Here is a 23,412-nt window from a genome sequence, read left to right as displayed (position 1 = left end):
TCTCCACCGCGAGAGCTCATGTCGCTGCGCCTCAGCACCGAAATCCTCACACTGCATACCCGGCATCCGTTCATCATCGCGCGCGGCGGCAATAGCGAATACCGCACCCTGATGGTGAAGATCACCGATGACGATGGCGTGGAGGGATGGGGCGAGGCTGCAGCGACGAAGTTCTACGGCGAGACACTCGAAACCGTCACCGCTGCGCTGGCGACCTACGCTCCACTGCTCGGCGACGATCCGTTCCTCCTCGATGCGATCGAGCGGCGCCTCGAACTGACGATGCGGCGGAATGCCGCCGCGCGCGTGGCGATCTCGACGGCGCTCCACGACCTCGTGGGAAAGCGGCTGGGAGTCCCGCTGTGGAAGTACTGGGGGCTCGACCGCGCGGCGGCGCCGAAATCGACCTTCACCATCGGGATCGACACGCCGGAGATGCTGCGGAAGAAGGTCGCGGAGGCGTCGGAGTATCCGATCCTCAAGGTGAAGCTCGGCAGCGATCACGACGTGGAGATTCTCGAGACGCTCCGGGGCGCAACCGATCGCGAGATTCGCGTCGATGCCAACTGCGGGTGGACCCCGGCGCACGCCGTGAAGATGCTCCCGGTCCTCGAGGAGTTTGGCGTCACCGTGCTGGAGCAGCCGGTGCAGCCGGAGGATCTCGACGGCTTCGCGCAGATCCGCCGCCACGCGAGGATTCCACTGATCGCCGACGAGAGTTGCGTGACCTCGGCCGACATCCCGCGGCTGGCGGGGCGCGTCGACGGGATCAACATCAAGCTGGCAAAATGTGGCTCGCTCCGCGAAGCGCTGCGGATGATCGCGATCGCGCGGTCGCTGCAGATGACGGTGATGGTCGGCTGCATGATCGAATCGTCGCTCGGCATCACCGCGGCGGCGCACTTCACGCCGCTGGTCGATATCGTCGATCTCGACGGCGGCGCGCTGCTGCGCGACGATCCGTTCGTGGGTGCCGCGATTCCGGGCGGCCAGGTCACGATCCCCGACGCGCCCGGTCTTGGTGTCGTGCGACGATGACCGACCGGTTCGCCCAGGTCGCGCTCCCGCTCCCGGTGCCCGACCCCTATGTGTACCGGATCCCGGCGTCCCTCACCGATCGCGCGCTCCCCGGAGCGCGCGTTGTCGTTCCGGTGCGTCGTCAGGAGTGGATCGGCATTGTCACCGCGGTCGATGTGGCACCTCCGCTCATGGCGGCGAAGGAGATCCTCGCCTGTCCGGACCCGACGCCGGCGCTCACCACCGAACTGCTGACGCTCTCGCATCAGATGGTGCGCTACTACGGCTCGCCCCTCGGCATGGTCCTTCGATCGATGCTGCCGAACGCGCTCTGGGGTCATTCGACGTTGATGCTCGCACTCGACGGGGGGGCGGCACGCGAGATCGGCGGGACGGCGGGACAGCTGATCGACTGGCTCGCGGCGAAGGATGGTCGCGCCACTGCAGCTGCCGCGGCGCGGGCGCTGCGGCGTCCGATCTGGGATGTGGTCGATCGGTTGCAGCGAGTCGGCCTGATCCGCGTCGAAGTGGTTCCTCCCGACGCCGGCGGTGGTGTGGTGACGACGCGGATCGCCGAGATGACCGGGACGCCGTTGTCGCTCAGCGAACGCGAGCAGCGGTTCCGGAAGGCGCCGATGCAGCTGGCGGTGTATCGCGCGCTGGAAGAGCGCGGGGGTCGATTCCCGGTGCGCGAGCTTCTCGCCATCGCCGACGCGAGCGACGGCCCGCTCAAGGCGCTCGAACGCGCCGGACTGGTCGCGATCACCGACGTGGAGGCGGCGCGCGATCCATTCGCCGGTGAACCGCCGCCTGCGCCGGCGCGGGAACTGACGGCGGATCAGTCGGCCGCACTCACTGCACTCGAGGCGGTGCCGGCTGGAGAGTCGGCGCTCCTCTTCGGCGTGACCGGCTCGGGGAAGACGCAGGTGTACCTCGAGCGAATCAAGGCGGCGCGCGCACGGGGCGAGGGCGCGATCGTCCTGGTCCCCGAGATCGCCCTCACGCCGCAGACGGTTGGGCGCGTCCGGGCGATCTTCCCGGGTGAAGTCGCCGTCCTGCACAGCGGCCTGACCGACGGCGAGCGCGCCGACGCGTGGCGTACCGTACGTCGTGGTGAGCGACCGATCGTGGTAGGGGCGCGGTCGGCGATCTTCGCCCCGGTGGAGCGGCTCGGCGTGATCGTCCTCGACGAAGAGCACGAATCGAGCTACAAGAACAGCGAGACGCCGCGATACCACGCGCGCGAGGTCGCGGCAATGCGCGCGCGCCTCGCCGGGGCGACGCTCATCCTCGGCACCGCGACGCCGTCACTCGAAAGCTGGACTCGCGCAAGCTCCCGCGACCGGGTGATCCGCCTGCCGCGGCGGATCGAGGCTCGGCCGATGCCTCCGGTGGAGCTGGTGGACCTTCGACACGAGCTGCAGGCGGAGGGGGTCACCGGATTGCCCTGGACGGCAGCGCTCGATGTCGCGGTGAATGCCACGCTGGCCGCGGGTAATCAGGTGCTCCTCCTCCTCAATCGGCGGGGATGGGCGGCTTTCGTTCAGTGCACCGCCTGCGGCACGGTGGTGCAGTGTCCCAACTGCAGCATCTCGCTGACGGTGCACAAGCACCCCGATCGCCTGCGCTGCCACTACTGCGATTATCACGCGGCGATCCCCACGCGGTGCGCCGCGTGCAATGGGGAGACGACCCGATCGATCGGCGCGGGGACGCAGCAGTTGGAGCGACTGATGGCGGAGCGGTTCCCGACGGCACGCGTGGCGAGGATGGATCTCGACACCACGGCGACACGGTGGGCGCATCACCGGATCCTCGAGCAGGTCGGGTCGGGGGAGATCGACCTGCTCCTCGGCACACAGATGATCGCGAAGGGAATCGACTTCCCGAACGTCACCCTTGTCGGCGTGGTCGACGCGGATACATCGCTCCACCTTCCGGATTTTCGCGCGGCAGAGCGGACCTTCCAGCTCGTGGCGCAGGTTGCCGGGCGTGCGGGGCGCGGGCCGAAGGGAGGACGGGTCCTGGTGCAGACGCGGCAGCCGGAGCATCCCGCGCTCGTTGCCGCGTCGCAGCACGACGCCGAAGGATTTCTCGACCTCGAGCGCGAGATCCGCCGGGCACCGCCGTATCCTCCCCACGTCTCGCTGATCCATCTCGTGGCGAGCGGCACCGATCAGCAGGCGGTGCAGGAGCGTGCCGCGTCACTCGCCGAGTGGTGCGAGCGAATCATCGCGCGTGCCGCGTTGCCGGTGGTCGTCGTGGGGCCGGCGCCCGCGCCGATCGAGCGGATCAAGGATCGGTGGCGGGTGCATCTCCTCCTCAAGGGTCCGCAGAGTGCGCTGAGCCGCTGGATTCGCGGCGCGGCGCCCCGGCTGGCGGTGCCGCGCGGCGGTGTGCGAATCTCCGTCGATCGTGATCCGGTGTCGTTGATGTAGCGTGCAACAGATGTGCGGCGCGCCAAGCGCGAGGTCGTCACCCGAGCAATCACTGATGGTGTGGTTCATTCACTCGCGTGACGAGGTAACCAATGGAACAAGGGCGTCAGACGACACACCCGTTGCGTGCGACGATCGGTGCGGTGTTGCTCCTCGCGGCATGGCAGGGCGCTGCGTCGGCGCAGGTGGCTGCATCAGGCTTGCACGGACGTATCTGGGGTGGCGCTGTGGGTCGTTATGTGTTGACGGACAATGAAGCGTTTGCTTCGCCGGGATTCGGCACGGTGTCGCTGCAGGTGGCCGGGTCAGCTCCCGGCTTCGGCGCCGACGCCGAACTGCGGATGAACCGCTGGATCGGCCTCGATGGGGCGATCGGATACAGTTCGCTCAAGGTGCAATTCACCACCACCGCAGCAGCCGGCACCGTCGACACCGATCACGTGACGGTGGTGCCGCTGCTGCTCTCGCTCAACCTGCATCTGGTCCACGCCGATGCGGTCGACATCTGGGTCGGACCGCAGATCGGGTACGTGATCTATCCGCACGATTTGAGCTTCGCGTCGAGCGCCGGAACGTTCTCCTACACGCCGAAGAACGTATTCAGCGCCAAGGGCTTTGTCGTCGGTTCCGACATACGGCTCAGCAAGTCAGTCGCATTGAATCTCGGGTTCCGCTGGCAGAATGCAGATGGAGACAGCGGTGGTCACCTGACGATCGATCCGACTTTCGTCACGATCGGGCTGGCCACGCATTTTTAGCGGCTATTTCGCAGACGCAGTGAGCGACATTCCGACGTAGATCGTCCGCCCGGCGGCCGGCTCGAAGACGCGGCCGCCGGCGCCGTCCGTGGTAACCGACCCGACATACCGACGATCGAACAGATTGAGCGCGGCGATGTAGGGCGTGGCACGGAGTCCGTCGAGGGTCCCATGCCAGCTGAGCCTGGCGCCGGTGACGCCGGCGCCCCAACTCGCGACGTTAATGGTGTTGTCGTCATCGGCGAACATCGACGAGGTGAAACCCTGGTCAACGTCGATTGCGAAGCCATGGCCGATCGATCCGCGGATCCCGATCCGGCCGACGCCCTGCGGAATCCCCGCGACGCGGTTGCCGTCGAGGGTATCGACCGATGTCGGATTGACGACGCGGTATTCACCGAATCGATCGTCGGTGACGGTCCACGTGCCGACAAGCGCTAGCCGCGGTAGTACCTGCCAGGTGAGCGATCCTTCGATGCCGCGCGTGTGCGTACTCCCGGCGTTGGTGAAGTAGGTGCGTCCACCAACCTCGTTGAACGGGACGATCGCATCATTGGTGGTGGTGTGGTACGCGGCAAGCTCGTAGCTCAACGCTGACGCTGCGCCGCGCACTCCAACCTCGACATTGACGCTCCGCTCCGGATTGAGGTCGGGATTGAACCCGCCGGCGCCACTTGGCTGGTTGGCGAGCTCGGTTGTGGTGGGCGTGGTGAAGATCGTGGCGATATCGGTCCAGGCCGTGAGATGGGGCGAGACGCTGAAGGCGATTCCGCCGTCGCCGCTGGTCGCCTGCATCGTGCGGGAGCCGCTGGCGTCGCCGTCGGTCAGGAAATGGTCGCCGACGGAGAAGTGATTGATGTCGCGCCGCACGCCGGCCCGCGCCGTGAGGCGGGCGGTGAGCGGTATCGATCCCTGTGCGAAGACCGCGCCTTCGGCAACGCGTTCGGTCTGATCGAGAATCAGGGTGTCGGTCGCCACACCACCAACGGACCTGCGATTGGTGCGGTTATCGCGCAGCGATTGCGCGTCGAATCCGCCGGTGAGCGACAGCGTGCCGAGATCGACCGTGGCGCTGGCGCGCGCGCCGCCGAGGAGTCGCCCGATCCCGACATACGTCCCCTCGTTTGCTGCGGCGGGCGCCGGGGGCGGCGTGGCCAGGGGATTGTTCAGATTGCGGGTCAGCCCGAAAATGGTGGCGTCGAGATGGAGATGTGACGCATCGTGGTGGATGCCGAACGCAAGCTGCGTCTGCGTGATCGACTTGTCGGCGCCGCGGCGGATGTTCGCCGCCGATGCGGAATCGGGATTGAGGGCGAGCTCAGTGGCGGTGAGCGCGCCGGGATTCTGTGCCCGCGGATCGTCGGCGGAACTCAGGCGCACGGTCACCGTGGTCCTCGGCGACGCGGCCCAGTCGAGCCCGAAATTGAGCCGCTTCTGTTCGGCAGCACTCTGCTGGCGCGATCCATCGGTCGAGAACCTCGACAGCGACAGCGTCGCGCCGACGGGCCCGGTGCGTCCGCCGGCGGTGAGCTCTTCCTTCGACGTGCCGAACGTTCCCCCTTCACCCGCAGCCGTGATCACCCACGGAACGCCTGGCGCCGCCGTTGTGGTGAACGAAATGACCCCGCCGCCGGCGTTGCCGTACAGCGCGGACGCTCCGCTGCGCATCACCTCGACGCGTGACACGATGCCGAGATCGAGGTTGTTGAGCTGGGTCTGGCCGTCGGGAAGTGTCTGCGGTACCCCGTCGATGAGGACCTTCACGCCACGCAGCCCGAAATTGGAGCGGGCGCCGAATCCGCGGATCGCAACCCGTTCGTCGACCGAGTAGTTCCAGCGATTCTCGGCGACCACGCCGGGGACAAAGGCGAGGGTCTCGTCGAGCCCGGTCCCGATTCGCCCACGCCGAACGCTCGCGGAGTCGATCACCGTGACTGCGGCGCCGAGCGAGGAGAGGGGCGCCGCTTGGCGAGTGACGGTCACCTCGAGCGACGGCATCGTCCGGGCGGAATCGGGATTCTGCGCGACCAGTGGCGCCGCGATCAGCGAGAGTGCAAGGGGAAACGATGTGGCGGAGAGTCGCATCGGCGGGAAACGTGGAGGGGGTACGCCGGGATGGCAATCGGTCGGCTTTGCCGCTGCACCGAGGCGCCCTACCTTTCCGCCCAGATGGCCTGGCTCCCCGATGTCACTCGACCTCCGTATGCTACCGCGCCGATCGCGACGTTCGTCGCGGCGCCGGGCGACGGCGTCCTCCCGGACGGATTCTTCTCGACGTCGAACCTGCCGACCTACGTTCGCCTCGAGAGCGGGTGGCAGGCGCCGATCCGGCCGCGGATGGATTGCGCAATCGTCCGGCGGGGAGAGGTGCTCGACACGGTCGAGATGCGGAAGATCCGCAGCGGCGACCTCGTCCTCACCGCACTTGATGAGCATGGCGGCGAAGGTGTCGTCGTCTCGACCGATGGATTTCTGGGCGAAACCCATGGCGCCAACGAATTCCAGTTCATGGGGACGCAGGTGTCGCGCGAGCGGCCGGTCAACTACGACGACCTCGCGGCGCGCGTGCAGGAAGAGAAGGATCGCGGCGGCTACCTGATCTGGATCACGGGACCGGCGCTGGTGCACGCGCGGGCGCGCAACGACTTCGAATGGCTGATCGCGAACGGGTACGTGCAGGCGGTGCTGGCAGGGAACGCCGTCGCCGTGCACGACATCGAGGCGGCGATCTTCGGCACGACGCTTGGCATGGACAACAGCGGGCGTCCGACGCAAGGCGGGCACGGACTCCACATGCGCGCGATCAACGCGGTCCGCCGGGCCGGTTCGATCCGCGCAGCTGTGGACTCGGGGTTGATCAAGTCGGGGATCATGCACGCGATCGTGACACGAGACATCCCGTTCGTGCTGGCAGGATCGATTCGCGACGACGGACCGCTCCCCGAGGTGATCAGCGACTCGCTGCAGGCGCAGGACGCGATGCGCGAACACACGATCAAGGCGACCGGTGCCGTCTTCATCGCGACGGCACTGCACGCGATCGCGGTGGGGAACATGCTCCCCGCCTTCCATACTCACACCGACGACGGCCAGCCGACGCCGCTGATGACGATCTGCGTCGACCAGACGGAGTTCGTGGTCAACAAGCTGCGCGACCGCGGCACCCATCAGGCGTACGGTGTCGTTACCAACGCCCAGGATTTCATGCACATCCTCCGAATGTCGCTCGAACGATGCTGACGCAGGAACCGCGTGGTCCCGGGGAGGGACCGAACTGGGAGCGCCTCGCCGCGTGGCTCAATGAGCAACTCCCCGCCGGCGAAGTCGACGGTGTGTGGGTCTTCCGTGTACTGCGCCGCGATCGCAAGGAATTCGGCACCGCAGTGATTTCCCGCGTCGACGGCGAGCGGCGCCGGATCTACACCGCCACCTACACGGCGACGATCAAGGGGAAACAGCGCGGCGGCTTCGAGACGCAGCTGCACGAGGTCGGCAGCGGGCCGATCGAAGCGCTGCAGGAGCTGCTGGCGCTCGTCCCGGTGCGCGCCGATGACGAGGAACCGCCGGTGCCGGTCCAGCTGGTGCTGTGGTTCCCGCCGCCGGTCGAGGTTGTCGCGACCGATGGTTGACGCCGGCGACGCTTCGCAGAAGCTGGTGGAACGGTTCCACCGATGGCTCCGCGACCGTCACCTCCCGATCACTCGACCGCGCGACCTGGTGGCTGGCGCGCTCTTCGCCGGCGGGGAGCATCTCTCCGTCGACGGCGTCGCCCGGCGCCTTCGCGACAGCGGCACCCACGTCGGCACCGCGACGATCTACCGATCGATCGACCTCCTGCTCGAGAGCGGTCTGGTGCGCGCCCACGATTTCGGCGAAGGATTCAAGCGGTACGAAGCGCTGCTCGATCCGGGACCATCCGGCCACCTGATCTGCTCGCGCTGCGGGCGGATCGCGAAGTTCTCGACGGAGCGCTTCGAACGAATCCTTCCGATCGTCGCTGACGAAGCGGGGTTCCAGCACCAGGCGCACCGCGTCGAAATCCGCGGCCTCTGCCAGGTCTGCCGCGAAGCCGACGCCGGTGCCCTCGCCCGCGCAGGACGCACGTCGTGACCGATGCTGTGGCTGGGCCGCTCGTCGCCTTTGCCGGCGGCCTCGTGTCGTTCCTCTCGCCGTGCGTGCTGCCGCTGGTGCCGAGCTACATCGGCTTCCTGAGCGGGATGACGCTCGATGAAATGAGCGGGAACCGCCATCGCGCCGTTGCCCACTCGCTCCTCTTTGTCGCCGGATTCTCGCTGATCTTCATCGCCCTGGGCGCCGGTGCCACGGCGCTCGGCGCGAGCCTGCGCTTCCACAAGATCGCGCTCGCGCGCGCCGGCGGGATCATCGTCATCGCGTTCGGCCTCTACACCATCGGTGTGTTGCGGGTGTCGTGGTTCGATCGCGAGCGGCGAATCCACCTTGAAGACAAGCCGGTCGGATTTCTCGGGTCGGCACTCGTCGGGATGGCGTTCGCCGCGGGGTGGACCCCATGCATCGGCCCGGTGCTTGGCGGGATTCTCGTCCTCGCCGGCACCAGCGGCAACGTGATGCACGGCGTGGTGCTGCTCACGGCGTATTCCGCGGGGCTTGCGTTGCCGTTCGTGCTTGCGGCTGCGGCACTCGACCGCTTCCGTGAGGCGTTTCTTCGCTTCCGCCGCTGGATGCCGTGGATTCAGCGGGTGAGCGGCGCAGTCCTGATTGCGGTGGGCATACTGCTCGTCACCGGCGACTTCACCAGGCTGGCAAGCTGGCTGCAAGGGCTGACGCCGGAATTCATTCGACAGCTGCTGTAACTCACGCCTCTTCCAGGCTCGCTTCCAGTTCCTGGCGCATCAGCAACTCGACGTACCGCCCGCCGCGTGCGACCAGCTCATCATGCGTTCCCCGCTCGACGATGTCGCCGCCATCGAGCACGAGGATCTGCTCGGCATTCCGCACCGCAGAGAAGCGGTGCGACACGATCAACCGGGTGCGGCTCGACGTCGCCGCCTCGAGTTCGCGAAGGATCGCCGTTTCCGTCGCCGCGTCGACGGCGCTCAATGCGTCGTCGAGGACCAGAATGTCGGGATCGCGCACCAGGGCACGGGCAATCGCCGCACGCTGCCGCTGGCCGCCTGAGAGGTTGATCCCGCGTTCGCCGAGGAGGGTGTCCCACCCGGCAGGCAGATCGGGGAGCGCGTCGCTCAGCCGCGAGACCACCGCCGCTCGATCGAGCCGGCCATCATCCGCGGTGCCGAGGAGGACGTTGTCGCGCACCGTCTCGGAGAAGAGGAAAGTCTCCTGCGGCACCATGCCGATGGCGCGATGCAGGTCGGCGACGCGCAGTTGCCGGATATCGATCCCGTCGACGGTGATCCGCCCGCGCTCCGGATCGTAGGTTCGCACCAGGAGATCGATCAGCGTCGATTTCCCCGAACCGGTTGCGCCCACGATGCCGAGCAATTCCCCCGCGGCGATGTCGAAGCTCACGCCCTGCAGCACCCATGGCGCGTGCTCACCGGCGGGATAGCGGAACCACACGTCTGTGAAGGTCACGCGGCGCCCGCCGATGGCGGCGGGCAGCTCGATCGGGTGTGCGGGATCGGTAATATCGGGCGTCACTCCAAAGAGGGCGTCGATCCGGTCGGCCGAGGCATCGCCTCGTTGCAGCAGCGATACCGCCCAGCCCAGCGCGATCATCGGCCAGACCAGCGTCGCCAGGTAGACGCCGAACGCGACGAACTCGCCGACGGTGATCCGGCCGGCGATCACGCTGCGGCCACCGAGAACAAGGGTGATCACGGCGCCGGAGCCGCCGAGGAACGAGAGGAGCGGGTTGAAGATCCCCTGGGCGCGGGCGAGCGACATGTTGCGCTCCTGGTATCCGCGGTCGAGGGCGTGGAAGCGCTCTGTTTCGGCGCCCTCCTGTGCATAGGCGCGAACCACTCGCAAGCCGGCGAGGTGCTCTTGTACGAACGAGGAGATGTCTCCGAACTGGTCCTGCACGCCGAGGGCGCGCCGATGCACTTCGGCGCCGAGGATGGTCATGACCAGCGGCAGGCCGAGGGTCGGGAGGAGCGCCCAGAGGGTAAGCGACGGCGAGATCGCCGCCATCATCGGGACGATCATGATGGTGCGCGCGGTGGTATCGACGAGATACATCACCGCCGGGCCGGCGACCATGCGCAGGGCGAGGAGATCGTTGGTCGACCGCGCCATGAGATCGCCGACCGGGTGCCGCTGGAAGAAGGTCGCCGAGAGGGACGTCAGGTGCTGGAAGAGGTCGTCGCGGAGGTCGGTCTCGACGCGGCGCGATGCGCCATTGAGCAGGTAGCGCATGCCAAAGCGGAGGACGCCGCCGCCGAGCGCGAGGATCGCGACCCACATGGCCGCGCGCTCGTCGGCACTCCAGTTCCGGGCGATCAACGCGTCGATCCCGTGCTGCATGAACCGCGGCACGAAGGTCGCCAGCAGATTCGATCCGATCATGCACGCAAAGCCCAGCGCATACGCCTTCGCGTAGCGCCGGAAATACTTCCGCAGTCGCCGCAGTGCTCGCATCGCGCACAATGTAGCGGCGGCCCGGTGATCCTTCACGCAGGAGTACGACGATGACTCGAACGATGATGCTTTCGCTGGTGGCGCTGATCGGCCTTGGGGCATGCGGCAAGCCCAAATCGACCACGGTCGCCGTCGGGGACTCGGTCCCGTCGACGCTCCCGCCACCCCCGGCCCCGGCCGCCGCACCGCTCGGCGACACCGCGCGCTCGGCAACGCCGCCCGACACGGTCTATGTCCCCCAGGCGGTACCGGTGCCGGTCGAGCTTCATCGGCGCCGCCCGCCGCCGCCGCGTCACGACCAGCCGATCCCGATCACGGTTCAGCAGGCCCCGGCCCCGGCCCCGGCGCCGGCAGCCGAACCGGAACCGCTACCGCAGGGCGACGCGCAACGCCCCGGCGCGCTGGTGCTGCCGCGCGGAACGGCGATCGGTGCGACGACGATCGATTCGATTCATTCGAGGTTCAATCAGCCGGGCGATGTCGTCCACGTGCGTGTCGAACACGATATCGTTGCGAACGGCGAGACGGTCATTCCGGCGGGGTCGGTCATGTCGCTCGAAATCACCGACATCGCCCGGGCACCGGAACGCGGCGAGAAGGGGACACTCGAACTGCGGGCGCGCAGCGTCGAGATTCGCGGCGAGCGCTATCCGATCGCCGCGCACGCGACCGACTACCAGTACGAGATGAAGGCGCGCGGCGTGGGGACGAGTGAGGTGGCGAAGACCGGCGCCGGAGCGGCGATCGGTGCAATCGTCGGTCACATCATCGGCGGGAAAACCGGCACGGTGGTTGGTGCGGTCGGTGGCGGCGCGGCGGGAGCGGCAGTGGCCGCCAAGACAGCTGACAGGGACATCATCGTTCACGCCGGTTCGGAGATGACGCTGGTGCTCGGTCAGGATTTCAGCAGGAGCTAGAGATGTTGCTGGCGATGCCGTGGGGCTGCCGCTGCGCACGCTAGCCGGCTGCCTGTCGCGCCGTTGCGATCCCAACAGGGGTGCCCCCGCCGGACGCGTGCTCCGGGCACCCCACGGCAGCGCGGCGGGCGGCGCTCGCAGCCCACGGCATCGCCTGCAAATTGTCGCTAGTACCCCGCGGGCTTCCCGCCGCCGCGGGGATCGCTGACCCCTTGCCATCCTTGCGACGTGCGGATGATCGCCTGGACGTCGCCACCGCCCTTCATCCGGACGGTGTGTCCCATTGCCTTGAGTGAGTCGACCAGCGCCGCGGTGAAGCCACCGTTGTCCAGGTCGATTTCGTCGGGCAATCCCTGATGATGCGTCCGTGGCGCGGCGACGGCGTCGGGGAGCGACATCGCATGATCGATCACGTTGCTGATCACGTGATACACCTGGGTGATGATCGTTGGCCCGCCCGGAGTTCCCACGACCATGTACAGCTTGTTCGACTTGTCGAGGACGATCGACGGCGTCATCGCCGAGAGCATCCGCTTCCCGGGCTTGATCGCATTGATCTCGCCCTGGACGAGGCCGAACATGTTGGGCTTGCCCGGGACCGTGGCGAAGTCGTCCATTTCGTCATTCATCAGGAAGCCGGCGCCGGTCACCAGGACCGCTGAACCGTACGAATCGTTGAGGGTGGTCGTCGTTGATACAGCGTCCCCGTCGCCGTCGACCACCGAGTAGTGCGTCGTGCTGGGGCCATCCTTGATCGACGGATCGAACGGTGGCGTCGGCGTGGCGTGGTTGACGTCGATCGATTCGCGCAGCTTGGTGGCGTACGCCTTCGATTCCATCGTCGGCAGCATCGGCAGCTTCTCGAAGTCCGGATCGCCGAGATAGCGATTGCGGTCGGTGAAGGCGCGGCGCATGGCCTCCGCTTCGCGATGAACCAGCGCCGTCGAGCCGAACGGCGGCAGCGGGCCGAATCCCTCCATGATGTTGAGGATCAACGCGAGCGTGGCGCCACCGGAGGAAGACGGCGGCATCGAGTAGATGGTGTAGCCACGGTACGTCGCCTTCACCGGATCGCGCCACTTCGGCTGGTACGCCGCCAGGTCGGCTTCGGTGATGATCCCGCCGTCGCGCTGCATCTCGTCGGCGATCGCCTTCGCCACCGGTCCCTTGTAGAAGCCGTCGCGGCCGTGATCGCGGATCGCTTCGAGGGTGCGCGCAAGATCGGGCTGCTTCAGCAGCGCGCCAGGTGCCGGCGGCTTGCCGTCGATCGAGTACTGGGCGAGCGCCGCCGGCGAGTACTGCGTGAAGCGCCGGGCGGCGCTGGCGATCGAGCGGGCGTGGAAGGAGTCGACGACGAAGCCGTCGCGCGCGAGTTGAATCGCCGGATCGATGACCCGGGCGAGCGGGAGGTGACCGAATCGCTTCTGCGCCTCCAGCATCCCGGCCACCGAGCCGGGAACTCCCGAGGCCAGCGCTCCCGAGATACTCTTGCCGGGGATCGCCTTGCCGGTCGAATCGAGATACATGTTGCGCGTTGCTGCCGCCGGCGCGGTTTCCCGATAGTCGAGCGCGTAGGTCCTGCCGTCCTTCATCCGGATCATCATGAAGCCGCCCCCGCCGATGTTGCCGGCTTCGGGGTGCGTGACCTCGAGCGCAAAGCCGGTGGCGACCGCCGCGTCGACGGCGTTGCCTCCTGCCTTGAGGATGTCGCGACCGACTTCACTCGCGATGGCGCTCCCGGAAGCGACCATGCCGTGGGCACCGGTCGCGACGCGTGCCTTGCCGGCGTACCGCCAGGTGGGCGAGACGTTGACCGACGGCGCCCCCTGTGCCGGCGCGACCGATGCGACGCCGGTGATCATGGCGGTAGTGAAGGTGGCAATTCGGCAAGTGCGGGAGAACGGCATCGGGTCCCTCACGACGGCGGAATGGGGTGGAGAAGAATAGCAGCGGAGCCGAGGCGGCGGCCTATATTGCTTCGATTCGCACCGCTCACGCTCACCCGGGCGCCATGACTGCATCGAGCGAACCGCTCCGCGCCACCGAGCGCCGGAATCCACGGTCGGCGGAGATCGATACCGCCGACCCATTGCAGCTGGTCGACCTCTTCGTCGCAGAGGATTCGACGGTGGCGCCGGCCGTCGGACGCGCTCGCGAGGCAATCGCCACGGCCATCGGCCTGGTCGAGGGCGCATTCCGTCGCGGCGGCAGGCTCTTCTATGTCGGGGCCGGCACGTCGGGGCGCCTCGGCGTCCTCGATGCCTCGGAGTGCCCGCCGACCTTCGGCACGCCACCGGAGATGGTGCAGGGGATCATCGCCGGCGGTCCTGCCGCATTGGTGCGATCGATCGAGGGGGCGGAAGATCGCGCGGAGGATGGCGCGGCCGCGATCACCGAACAGAAGCTCTCCGACCGCGATGTGGTCGTCGGAATCGCGGCAAGCGGTACCACGCCGTTCGTGCACGGGGCACTGATCGCCGCGCATGCGATCGGTGCGCGCACCATCTTCTTCACCTGCGCCGAACCTCCCGCAACGATGCGCGACACTGTCGATCAGGTGATCCACGTCGACGTCGGCGCCGAGGTGATCACCGGATCGACGCGTCTCAAGGCGGGGACGGCGACCAAGCTGGTGCTCAACATGCTCACCACCGGCGCGCTGGTCCGGATCGGCAAGACGTACGGCAATCTGATGGTCGATCTTCAGGCGACCAACGCCAAGCTGCGCGACCGCGGCGAACGGATCGTGATGGAGGTGCTGCAGGTGACGCGCGACGTCGCGCGCGACGCAATTGCGCGCGCGGATGGCAACGTGCGCACGGCGATCGTGATGTTGCACGAAAAGGTCGATGCCGCCACCGCGGCCGCGCGACTCGATGGCGTCGACCGCCGCCTTCGCGCCATCGTCGGCACGCCGCCCACCGGAGGCGACAGATGACCGAAGCACCGATGCTCCTGGTCGGGTTGATGTCAGGGACATCGCTCGACGGAATGGACGCGGCGGTGGTCCGGGTGCGCGGACCGACGCGACTCGAACTGGTCGGCTTTGCGCACCGGCCGTACAGCCCCGCCGAACGCGGCCGGATCGAGGCGGTCCTCGCCGGCGCCAGCGTGGCGGAGACCGCGCGACTCCACACCGCGCTCGCGGATTGGGCTGTCGATGCGGTCGAGGTGGCGCTCGAACTCTCGCACGTGCGTGCCGACGCGATTGCCGCGATCGCATTTCCCGGCCAGACGATCTGGCATGAGCCGCCGATTGTCAGCTGGCAACTAGGTGAGCCCGCCGTGCTCGCCGAGCGATTCGGAGTCAAGGTGATCCACAACTTCCGCTCCCGCGATGTGGCGGCTGGGGGTCAAGGCGCGCCGCTGGTCCCCGTCGCGGATGCGCTCTGCTTCGGTGCGGCCGATCATCCGAGGATCCTCCTCAACCTCGGCGGAATGGCGAATGTGACGTGGGTGCGGCGCCGCGCCGATCTCGATGCCGTCGTCGCGGGCGACACGGGGCCCGGCATGGCGATCATCGACGGAGTGGCGCGGCTGGTGAATCCGTCACTGTCGTTCGACGACGACGGCGCGCTGGCCGACCAGGGGACGATCGACGAAACTGTGCTCACCGAGCTGTTGCAGGCGCCGTTTTTCGCGGGGCCGCCGCCGCGGAGCACCGGGCGCGAATTCTTTGGCCAGCGCTACGCCGCCGAACTGCATCGCCGCGTCCCCGGTCCCGATGGTGTTCGCACCGCCGTGGCGCTCACCGTCGAAAGTGTGGTGCGCTTCTGTGAGGCGCATCTCCCCGAGGCGCCCGAAGTGGTGGCCGCAGGCGGCGGGACGCAGCACCCCGTGCTCATGCGCACGCTTGCCACGCAACTGGCGGCGCGCGGGATGGAGCTCACGCGCTTCGACGATCTCTTCTTTCCGTCACAGGCAAAGGAAGCCGCGGCGTTCGCCCTGCTGGGGTGGCTGACGCTGCACGGGCAACCGGGCAACGTGCCGGGCGCCACCGGCGCCAACGGTCCGCGAGTGCTGGGATCGATCACGCCGCCGTGACGGCGCGCGACGGTACGCGGTTAGCGGCGGAGGAAGAGGGCGATGGCGATCAACGCCATGACGACGGCGAGCGCCGCCAGGGCGACACCGGTGGGCGATCCGCGCCGCAGCGCCGGCGCCGGCGCCGCGGTGGGGCGGGCGACCGCGGGCATCGCAGCGGTTGGTTGCAGCGCCGGCCGTTCGGCCGACGTCTTGAGTTCATGATATCCCGGTTCGTCGCTGGCGGTCTCGGGCAGGGCATCGCCCTCGAACCGCACGGCCACGACGGTGATGTTGTCGGGACCGCCGCGTTCGTTCGCCAGCGAGACGAGGCGGTGGCAGATCGTGGAGAGGTCGGGTTCCTCGGCGACGGCGCGGGCAAGGTCGTCGCGGCGCACCAGGTTCGACAATCCGTCGCTGCAGATGATCAGGACATCGCCCCGCTGGAGCGGCTGCCAGCTGAGATCGACCTTGATGAGCGCGTCGGGCCCGAGCGCCTGCAGGATGATGTTGCGCCGCTCGCTCGCTTCCGCCTGTTCTTCGGTGAGCTCTCCGACATCGACGAGCCGCTGGGTCAGCGACTGGTCCCGGGTCAGTTGCCGCGCTTCGCCGCCGCGCACGAGATAGCCGCGCGAATCGCCGATCTGCGCCAGATAGAGGCGGTCGCGCCAGAGGCCGGCGACAGTCGCCGTGGTCCCCATGCCCCGGACTTCGGGGTGCTCGCGCGCATAATTGTGGATCTGGAGATTGGCGAGCTCGACCGCTTCCTTGAGCCGGTGTGCGAAACGGTCTTCGGTAAGCTGCTTGTCGCTGCGCCAGGTGTCGATCAGGTAGCGATGGATGTTGGTCGCCGCCATCTCGCTGGCAACCTCACCGGCGGCCGCGCCGCCCATTCCGTCGGCCACGAGATAGAGGGCGCCGCGTTCGCCGACGTCGCCGCCGGCCGGCCGCGATTCGCGCACCGCTGCCGTGGCACCGAGATCCGCAATGAGGAAGGTGTCCTCGTTGTGGTCCCTGGTCCGACCGCGATCGGTGAGCGCGAAATACGAGGCGCGAACGTGCGGCGTGGCGTCTCTCCGGTTCAGGGCGTCATTGCGGAAAGCGGGAAGATAGGAACCACGCCGGAAGGCGGCAACCCGAATGGACTGTAAGTGACGCCATTCAAGAAGCTTACGTGCGCTGTCGTGCTGCTGACATCGGTGACCGGGAGCGCCTGCGCGCAGCAGTCCGATTCGCTCCCGCCGGTGCCGCCGGTCCACGGGGCGCTCCGCGTGGTGGTCGCCTACCCGCAGCCGAATACGGCGCTTGATGTCGGCGATTCGATCTTCCTCTTCGGCACTTCCGGCAACGGCGATGCGACGGTCACCGTAGCCGGGCAGCCGGCGCATGTGGCGCCAAACGGGGCGTGGCTTGCGTGGGTGGCGATCCCCGCTGACTCCGCGTTCACGCTGCGAATCACGGCGCGGGCCGGGCATGATTCCGCGACATCGTCGCTGCGACTGCTGCGCGCAGGATGGGTGCGAGAGGTCGGTGCCTGGGTCGACCCGCACTCCCTGTCGCCGACCGGTGACATCGCCATGCCGCCCGACGAGCCGCTGCCGTTGACGGTGCGTGCCGCCCCCGGTGCCGAGGTGCGGCTCCGGACCTCAACCGGGACGGTGATCCGCTTCGCGTCGGATTCCATCGCCGATCCGGTGCGCGAAGGGGTGCGCGCATTCGATCACGACGATCGCAATTTCGTTCGTCCGGTGCACGACGATCGCTACGTCGCGACCGTTCGCGGCTCGCTGAATCCGGCGCGGAACGGCGAGCTTGCCCCCGGCGCTCACGTCGCGACGACGGGTCAGCCCCCCGAACTCGAGATCATCCTGGCCGGCGACACCACGCGTCTGCGCTGGCCGATCAGCGTCACCCGCACCAGTACCGGTCCCCTCGCGGTGCTGCTGTCGAACGACACCAGCGCCGAGCGGATCACGATTGGTCGAGCGTATCCGGGCGGCACCTATACCTGGTTCTTTCCGTCCGGCACCAGGACTCGGCTGGACATGTGGACCGGCGATCAGGCGAGGCTCCGACTGTCACGTCAGTCCGTCGCCTGGGTTCCGCTGAGCGAGGTGCATCTCGCGCGTGCGGTGGACGACGCCCGGTCTGCCATCGTCGGCTCCCCCATTCTCGCGACAACGGCGTACGGCGCGACGCTGCGCATCCCGCTGACTCGTGCGGTGCCGTCGCAGGTCGAGGAAACCGATCGGGGCATCGTGATCCATCTCTTTGACGCCGTGTCGAACACCAACTGGATCCGGTACGGCGCGCATCAGCGGTTCGTCTCGCTGGTGACGCCGCGCCAGGAATCGGCCGACCGAGTGGCACTGGAGATCTCCTTCGACCGCCCGCTGTGGGGATGGCGAAGCCGTATCGACGGCACGGACCTGATCTACGACTTCCGCGCACCGCCGCCGATCGATTCACTCCATCCGCTCGCGGGACGCCGGATCGTCATCGACCCGGGGCATCCGCCCAACGGCGCGTGCGGCCCGACCGGACTCTGTGAGCCGGAAGCGAATCTCTCCGTCGCGCTCGTGGTGCGCGATGAGCTCGCTGCCGCCGGCGCCGACGTGCGCCTGACACGCATCGATAATCGTCCGGTGTCACTCGGTGCGCGAGTCGCCTTCGCCGATTCGATCGATGCCGACCTCCTGGTGTCGATCCATCAGAACGCACTTCCCGACGGGCTCAACCCGTTCACCAACAACGGCACCAGCACCTATTTCAATCATCCGCAGTCACTGGCGCTCGCGCGCGACGTTCAACAGCGCCTTGTCACCCATCTTGCACTTCCCGATCTCGCGGTCACTCGCGGCGATCTCGCGCTGGTCCGGCCGACGTGGTACCCCGCGATTCTCACCGAAGGGCTCTTTCTGATGTTCCCCGACCAGGAGAATGCCTTGCGGACGGCGCAGGGGCGGCGCGCATACGCGGCGGGGATCGTCGAGGGAATCACCGATTACCTGCAGGAGATGGCCCGTCGGCCGGAAAAGGTTCAAGAGCGGTAAGATCGGTCAGGCCAGTGCGCGGCGCCGCTGGTAGATTGAGACGATGGGATCGCGCTCCGCCGGCTGGTTGCTCGCCGCTCTCGTTGCCGTCCCGGTGATCGGTGCAGCGGGGCAGTCGACCGCACAACGAGCCGATATCGAGGCCTTCCGGGATTCCCTCGCCGCGGTCAACGACTCCGTCTCGCTCCTCGCCGCCGAAAAGCGGTTGATTTCCCGCGCCAGCCACGAGCTGCGCGACAGCGCCACGGCGCACCTGCGCCTTGGGTTCATCGCGCTGCGACTGGGCGACCTCGCCGGGCACAAGCACTACGAGGACGCCGCATCCGAATTCCAGTGGGCCGTCGACCTGCAGGCGAAATGGCCGTACGGATGGTTCGGTCTCGGCCTCGCCGAGCTCGGCGTCGGCGATTCGCCGATCCCGATCCTGCGCGGGCTGCAGAACGCACTGGGTCGCGACGCGTTGACCCGGTCCGCGGCGGATTTCGCCAGGAGCGCCGAAGTGGACCCGGCCTTCGTGCGTGGATTGGTGGAGCTGACCAATACGGCGCTGCGGCAACGGATCAATGTCCGGATGGGCGTCGCGCTCGATGCATTGCGCCACGCGGCCGCGACGCCGGCGAGTCACAACCCCGAGGTGCTCCTCGCCAGGGCGCGCATCGAACGTGAAGTCGGTTCCCCCGATTCCGCCATTGCTGCCGCCGACGAGCTCGTGGCGCTGCATCCGCAGGACGCCGTTGCGCTGCTCGAACAGGCACGGGCCCGTTTCCGACTCGGCCGCCGCGATGGCGGAGATCCCTGGTACCACGGCCTCGGCATCGCCGATCCGGCCACGGCGGCGCTGTATCGCAGCGATATGCAGTTCGTTCTTCCCGACAGCACGCTCAAGACGTTCGACGCCGACGCCGATCCGGCACGCGTGACGCTGTTGCGCCGTTTCTGGGACCTCCGCGATCGCGACGAACTGCGTCTCCCCGGCGAGCGACTGGTCGAGCACTACCGCCGGCTCGACTATGCCCGGCGGAACTACCGCGTCGCGTCGACGCACCGGCACTACGATATCATCGAACGATACCGCCCGGCTGTGGTCGATTTCGACGACCGCGGCGTGATCTACATCCGGCAGGGGACGCCCGACGATCGTGCCTCGCTCGAACTTCCCGGCGTGGCATTCAACGAATCATGGGTGTATCACCGGGCAACTGGCGATCTTCTCTTCCACTTCGTGGCCGAGGAGGGGGTCACCGATTTTCGCCTGGTCGAGAGCGCGCTTGACCTGGTCGGATATGCCAACGCGATCCGATTGGAGAACTCCGGCGACCTGCATGGTGAAGGGCTTCCGATCCAGCCGCGTGTCGGCGCGCGGCAGGTGAGGATCTCGCAGGACAGCGCCGGAAAACTTCGGCAGCGCGCCAGCGATGCGGCGCTTTCGCAACTCGCCGAACAGATCGTCCGGTCGCGGTTGAATCTCGATCCGATCTATCCGCGGATGCTCGGCGCCGGCCGGGGAAGTGCGTCGGGGATCGAGGCCGAAGAGCGCAATATCGGACAGCGAAGCATCAGGATCGGCACCACCACCGATGACTGGCCGCATCGCTACGCCGCGGCGCTGCCAGTTGCGGCGCAGGTGCTCGCCGTGGGAGGCGACTCGGCCTCACCGATGGTTCAGGTGGCGTTCGCCCTGCCGTCGGAGGCGGTTCGCGGGCTTCACGGCGATTCGGTGGCACCGCTGCGGGTGCGAGCGGCGATTCTCGGCCGCGACGGCACGGTGGCGGCGACCGCCGATACCACTGTCGGTGCGGTCGACGCTCTCGCCACCGACCGGTGGGGGGAACGGGTGGGAGTCATCTCGTTGGCCGTTCCCCGCGGTCACTACACTGTTCGCGTTGGGTTCGAGGTCGGGCGGGCCGGGGTGATCAGCGATCGGGATACCATCGACGTTTCGTCGGCACGCGACACGGCGCTGTCGCTGTCGGATTTTGCCGTCGGCGCGCGGAGCGTTCCGGTGTGGCGCAGCGGGGTCCAGGGTGATACCATCTGGATCAGTCCGTCGGCGGAATTCCGCGCCACGGAGCCGCTGCAGCTGTATTTCGAAGTGAACGGAGTTCCTCGCGGCGCGTCCTACCGTTACGAACTCTCGGTGACGCGACCCGGCAACCGGTCGATCGTGAGCCGGGTGCTGGGCTTGTTCGGGAAGGGACGTGCCGCCTTCCACGTGACCACCACCCAGCGCAGCACCGGGTCGACTGCCGTGATCCATCAGGAGATCGGCCTCGGCAAGCAGAAGCCGGGGAGATACCTTCTGGAAGTGACCGTGTCGTCCGGCGGTCACGAAAGGACGAGCCGACGTCAGGAATTCGTGCTGGTGCCATAGCGTTCCCCGGGCGCGCCGCCAGCGTGGCGGCCTTCGTGCTGGTGCTGGCATCGCTCGCCGCTCCGTTGCGCGGACAGACGCCCTCGGAGCGCACCGTGGTGCGCCAGTGGCGCGACTCCCTCTCCCGCAGCACCGACACTACTGCGCTCCTCGCCATCGAGGCGGCCCAGGTCGACTCCGCTCGCGCCGATCGGGACAATCCGATGCGGCACCTCCGGCTGGGATTCCTGTCGCTCCGTCTGACCGACCTCACGACCGGTGCCTCGCATGCCAACGACGCCGCCGGTGAATTCCAGTGGGCGACCGAACTGAAGCCCGAATGGCCGTATGCCTGGTACGGCCTCGGCAAGGCAGAGCTGATCTCGAGCGACCGGATCTCGGATGCGCTGAAAGGCTTTCTTCTTTCCCTGGGCCATGATGCCTACCGCACGCCGGCACGGCATTTCAGCCGGAGCGCGGAAGTCGATTCGATGTTCACCGAAGGGCTGCTCGACGTGGGCAACGAAGCGCTGCGGCAGGGAATTCCGGCGCATCTCGCCGTCGCGCTCGAGGCGCTCCGTGACGTTGGCGCCGCGCCGATTGCGCGGAACCCCGACATCCTGCTGCTGCGGGGTCGCGTCGAGCGGGAAGCCGGTGATGTCGATTCTGCCGTCGCGGAATTCGGTGCGCTGACCGACGAGGGCAGCACGCGAGGGCTGGGACTGCTCGAACTCGCACGGACGGAGCTCGCAGCCGGAAGAATCTCCGGTGTGCAGCCGTGGTACGCCGGCCTCGCGTCGGCCGACAGCGCGACGCTTCGCATGTATCGCTTCGACCTGTCGCTGGTTCTTTCCGATTCGATGCTCCATCTCTTCGACGCGTCGAAGCCGGCGGCCCGCGCGTCGCTGATGCGCACCTTCTGGGATTCGCGCGACCCGGATGCGGTCAACGCCGGTGCCGAGCGGCTGCGCGAGCACTACCGTCGGCTCGACTATTCGCATCGCCATTTCGGAATGGTTTCGGGGCGCTACGACTCGCTCCGGGTCTTCGATCCCACCGACTCCCGCTTCGATGATCGCGGCCGCATCTATGTCCGACACGGCGAGCCCGACGATCGTGCCACCCTCTCGATGATCGGACTGCCACCCAACGAGAGCTGGGTGTACCGGCGGCCGAGTGGCGACCTGCTCTTTCACTTCGCGAAGCCCGACAGCGCGCAAGGATGGCGGATGTACGAGAGCCTCCTCGACATCGCAGGGCTCGGTGCCGCTGCGCAGCATACCGGGCAGGGGAACGTCCGTGCGCGGCTGGAGGGCGGCGGCGTGATGGAAACCTACGGCGCGGCGTGGACGGCACAGGCCGCACGCGAGTTGCTCTACTCGCGGGAAAACTTGTCGCCGACGTACGGCCAGATGTTGTCGGCTGGCGCGTCGGGCGCCCATGCCTCGCAGGTCGCCGAACGATCCGAGGGACGCAAGAGTATCCGCGTCGGATTGCAGACCGACAGCTGGAAGATGCGATACGAATTGCCGCTCACCGCGACGGTGGATGTCCTGGCGGTGGGGTCGGTTGGCTCGACGCCGGAATTGCAGGTCGTCTTCGCGATCCCCGGCACGTCGCTGTACGCGCCGCCGTCGACCGGGCGCGTCGTCTATCCGGTCCGGACGCGGGTGGCGGTGAAGAACGCCGCGGGTGAATTGATCGTCGCCGTCGACACCACGCGGAACTTCGTCGCACCGCGGCAGATTCCCGAGGGCGAAGACCTCCTCGGTCGCCTGCCGATCAGCGTTCCGCCGGGCGACTATACGGTTCGTGTCTCGGTCGAGACCCCCGGCCGCGGCGTCATCGCGGCACCGCATCAAGTGCACGTTGCGGCGCTCTCCACGCCATCGGTGACGCTCTCCGATCTCGCCCTCGGTTCGCGGAGCGTTCCGCTGCCGTGGGCCACCGGTGCCGCGGACACGGCATGGATCAATCCGCTCCGTACCTTCCGGATCTCGGAACCGGTGGAGCTCTTCTTCGAAGTCGGCGGCGTCGCCCGAGGCGGCGGATACCATGCGGAATACCGCGTCTTCCGATCCGGCCACAAGGATGCGGTGCTCGATCTCGGCTTTGAGGGGATTGCGACCGAGGTTCCCAACCGGGTGCATCGCGAGCTCGATATCGGTCGCCTCGGGACCGGGAACTATGTCCTCGAGGTCACTGTCATGGCTCCGTCGGGTGGGAGCGCGGTCCGCCGGCGCGCGTTCACGGTGACCAAGTGATTCGCAGCCACCC

General features: G+C 67.7%; 17 protein-coding genes. 13 read left to right on the top strand and 4 right to left on the bottom strand.

Features of this window, described 5'->3' with window-relative positions; all coding sequences use genetic code 11:
• The first annotated feature begins 18 nt into the window (after positions 1 to 18).
• The 3 genes from VGM20_03120 (at position 19) to VGM20_03110 (ending at position 4,213) form a co-directional block, all read left to right on the top strand.
• Positions 19 to 1,038: a dipeptide epimerase gene (locus VGM20_03120; GenBank protein HEY4099851.1), complete on the top strand. Its 1,020-nt coding sequence runs from the start codon at positions 19 to 21 to the stop codon at positions 1,036 to 1,038.
• Entirely contained in the window at positions 1,035 to 3,455 is a 2,421-nt protein-coding gene (gene priA, locus VGM20_03115; GenBank protein HEY4099850.1) for a primosomal protein N', read from the top strand. Before VGM20_03120 ends, priA begins: the two co-directional genes overlap by 4 nt.
• Positions 3,456 to 3,547: 92 nt before the next feature.
• A complete protein-coding gene (locus tag VGM20_03110; GenBank protein ID HEY4099849.1) occupies positions 3,548 to 4,213 on the top strand; it encodes a hypothetical protein in 666 nt (221 codons plus the stop codon).
• A 3-nt stretch (positions 4,214 to 4,216) separates the two neighbouring features.
• Here VGM20_03110 and VGM20_03105 read toward each other — a convergent pair whose 3' ends face one another.
• Positions 4,217 to 6,298, bottom strand: coding sequence for a TonB-dependent receptor (locus VGM20_03105; GenBank protein ID HEY4099848.1), 2,082 nt, complete (start codon positions 6,296 to 6,298; stop codon positions 4,217 to 4,219).
• 84 nt (positions 6,299 to 6,382) lie between these two features.
• On the opposite strand from VGM20_03105, the gene VGM20_03100 reads away from it, so the two are divergent.
• The 4 genes from VGM20_03100 to VGM20_03085 are packed head-to-tail and all read left to right on the top strand — an operon-like array spanning position 6,383 to position 9,045.
• Complete coding sequence (locus VGM20_03100; protein ID HEY4099847.1) at positions 6,383 to 7,453, top strand: hypothetical protein; 1,071 nt, start codon at positions 6,383 to 6,385, stop codon at positions 7,451 to 7,453.
• Entirely contained in the window at positions 7,447 to 7,842 is a 396-nt protein-coding gene (locus VGM20_03095; GenBank protein ID HEY4099846.1) for a hypothetical protein, read from the top strand. Before VGM20_03100 ends, VGM20_03095 begins: the two co-directional genes overlap by 7 nt.
• The gene (locus VGM20_03090; GenBank protein ID HEY4099845.1) at positions 7,835 to 8,323 is read left to right on the top strand and encodes a Fur family transcriptional regulator; all 489 of its coding nucleotides are present in this window, start codon (positions 7,835 to 7,837) and stop codon (positions 8,321 to 8,323) included. Before VGM20_03095 ends, VGM20_03090 begins: the two co-directional genes overlap by 8 nt.
• On the top strand, positions 8,320 to 9,045 hold the full coding sequence (locus VGM20_03085) for a cytochrome c biogenesis protein CcdA (protein ID HEY4099844.1): 726 nt from the start codon (positions 8,320 to 8,322) through the stop codon (positions 9,043 to 9,045). Before VGM20_03090 ends, VGM20_03085 begins: the two co-directional genes overlap by 4 nt.
• 1 nt (position 9,046) lies before the next feature.
• Here the strand turns inward: VGM20_03085 and VGM20_03080 are convergent, their stop codons facing one another.
• Positions 9,047 to 10,792 (bottom strand): ABC transporter ATP-binding protein, encoded by a 1,746-nt coding sequence (locus VGM20_03080; protein HEY4099843.1) that lies wholly within the window; start codon positions 10,790 to 10,792, stop codon positions 9,047 to 9,049.
• A 50-nt stretch (positions 10,793 to 10,842) separates the two neighbouring features.
• Here VGM20_03080 and VGM20_03075 point away from each other — a divergent pair, with 50 nt between their 5' ends.
• Positions 10,843 to 11,709 carry a hypothetical protein gene (locus VGM20_03075; protein HEY4099842.1) on the top strand — a complete coding sequence of 289 codons (867 nt, stop codon included), beginning with the start codon at positions 10,843 to 10,845 and terminating at the stop codon, positions 11,707 to 11,709.
• A gap of 167 nt (positions 11,710 to 11,876) precedes the next feature.
• Here the strand turns inward: VGM20_03075 and ggt are convergent, their stop codons facing one another.
• Positions 11,877 to 13,571 carry a gamma-glutamyltransferase gene (ggt, locus tag VGM20_03070; GenBank protein ID HEY4099841.1) on the bottom strand — a complete coding sequence of 565 codons (1,695 nt, stop codon included), beginning with the start codon at positions 13,569 to 13,571 and terminating at the stop codon, positions 11,877 to 11,879.
• Positions 13,572 to 13,720: 149 nt separating this feature from the next.
• Here ggt and murQ point away from each other — a divergent pair, with 149 nt between their 5' ends.
• Positions 13,721 to 14,647, top strand: a complete 927-nt coding sequence (gene murQ, locus VGM20_03065; GenBank protein ID HEY4099840.1) for an N-acetylmuramic acid 6-phosphate etherase — start codon at positions 13,721 to 13,723, stop codon at positions 14,645 to 14,647.
• The gene (locus VGM20_03060; GenBank protein HEY4099839.1) at positions 14,644 to 15,753 is read left to right on the top strand and encodes an anhydro-N-acetylmuramic acid kinase; all 1,110 of its coding nucleotides are present in this window, start codon (positions 14,644 to 14,646) and stop codon (positions 15,751 to 15,753) included. The genes murQ and VGM20_03060 overlap by 4 nt, the downstream gene beginning before the upstream one ends.
• A 20-nt stretch (positions 15,754 to 15,773) precedes the next feature.
• On the opposite strand, the gene VGM20_03055 is transcribed toward VGM20_03060, so the two are convergent.
• Positions 15,774 to 16,694 carry a protein phosphatase 2C domain-containing protein gene (locus tag VGM20_03055; GenBank protein HEY4099838.1) on the bottom strand — a complete coding sequence of 307 codons (921 nt, stop codon included), beginning with the start codon at positions 16,692 to 16,694 and terminating at the stop codon, positions 15,774 to 15,776.
• Positions 16,695 to 16,883: 189 nt separating this feature from the next.
• Between VGM20_03055 and VGM20_03050 the strand changes: the two genes are divergently transcribed.
• From VGM20_03050 to VGM20_03040, 3 genes are read left to right on the top strand one after another with little or no spacing between them, the layout of a single operon-like run.
• Positions 16,884 to 18,785: an N-acetylmuramoyl-L-alanine amidase gene (locus tag VGM20_03050; GenBank protein ID HEY4099837.1), complete on the top strand. Its 1,902-nt coding sequence runs from the start codon at positions 16,884 to 16,886 to the stop codon at positions 18,783 to 18,785.
• A gap of 43 nt (positions 18,786 to 18,828) precedes the next feature.
• Positions 18,829 to 21,156, top strand: coding sequence for a tetratricopeptide repeat protein (locus tag VGM20_03045; GenBank protein HEY4099836.1), 2,328 nt, complete (start codon positions 18,829 to 18,831; stop codon positions 21,154 to 21,156).
• A 23-nt stretch (positions 21,157 to 21,179) separates the two neighbouring features.
• Positions 21,180 to 23,399 (top strand): GWxTD domain-containing protein, encoded by a 2,220-nt coding sequence (locus tag VGM20_03040; protein HEY4099835.1) that lies wholly within the window; start codon positions 21,180 to 21,182, stop codon positions 23,397 to 23,399.
• Positions 23,400 to 23,412: the final 13 nt, after the last annotated feature.

The sequence above is a fragment of the Gemmatimonadales bacterium genome (assembly GCA_036500345.1).
Taxonomy (GTDB): domain Bacteria; phylum Gemmatimonadota; class Gemmatimonadetes; order Gemmatimonadales; family GWC2-71-9; genus Palsa-1233.
This window is presented reverse-complemented; position numbering and strand designations above follow the sequence as displayed.

Excerpts from the sequence above, each read along its gene's own strand:
- VGM20_03060 (HEY4099839.1), top strand. The coding sequence starts at position 14,644 with ATGACCGAAGCACCGATGCTCCTGGTCGGGTTGATGTCAGGGACATCG.
- VGM20_03120 (HEY4099851.1), top strand. The coding sequence starts at position 19 with ATGTCGCTGCGCCTCAGCACCGAAATCCTCACACTGCATACCCGGCAT.
- priA (HEY4099850.1), top strand. The coding sequence starts at position 1,035 with ATGACCGACCGGTTCGCCCAGGTCGCGCTCCCGCTCCCGGTGCCCGAC.
- VGM20_03075 (HEY4099842.1), top strand. The coding sequence starts at position 10,843 with ATGACTCGAACGATGATGCTTTCGCTGGTGGCGCTGATCGGCCTTGGG.
- ggt (HEY4099841.1), bottom strand. The coding sequence starts at position 13,571 with ATGATCACCGGCGTCGCATCGGTCGCGCCGGCACAGGGGGCGCCGTCG.
- murQ (HEY4099840.1), top strand. The coding sequence starts at position 13,721 with ATGACTGCATCGAGCGAACCGCTCCGCGCCACCGAGCGCCGGAATCCA.
- VGM20_03095 (HEY4099846.1), top strand. The coding sequence starts at position 7,447 with ATGCTGACGCAGGAACCGCGTGGTCCCGGGGAGGGACCGAACTGGGAG.
- VGM20_03100 (HEY4099847.1), top strand. The coding sequence starts at position 6,383 with ATGGCCTGGCTCCCCGATGTCACTCGACCTCCGTATGCTACCGCGCCG.
- VGM20_03045 (HEY4099836.1), top strand. The coding sequence starts at position 18,829 with ATGGGATCGCGCTCCGCCGGCTGGTTGCTCGCCGCTCTCGTTGCCGTC.
- VGM20_03110 (HEY4099849.1), top strand. The coding sequence starts at position 3,548 with ATGGAACAAGGGCGTCAGACGACACACCCGTTGCGTGCGACGATCGGT.
- VGM20_03090 (HEY4099845.1), top strand. The coding sequence starts at position 7,835 with ATGGTTGACGCCGGCGACGCTTCGCAGAAGCTGGTGGAACGGTTCCAC.
- VGM20_03080 (HEY4099843.1), bottom strand. The coding sequence starts at position 10,792 with ATGCGAGCACTGCGGCGACTGCGGAAGTATTTCCGGCGCTACGCGAAG.
- VGM20_03105 (HEY4099848.1), bottom strand. The coding sequence starts at position 6,298 with ATGCGACTCTCCGCCACATCGTTTCCCCTTGCACTCTCGCTGATCGCG.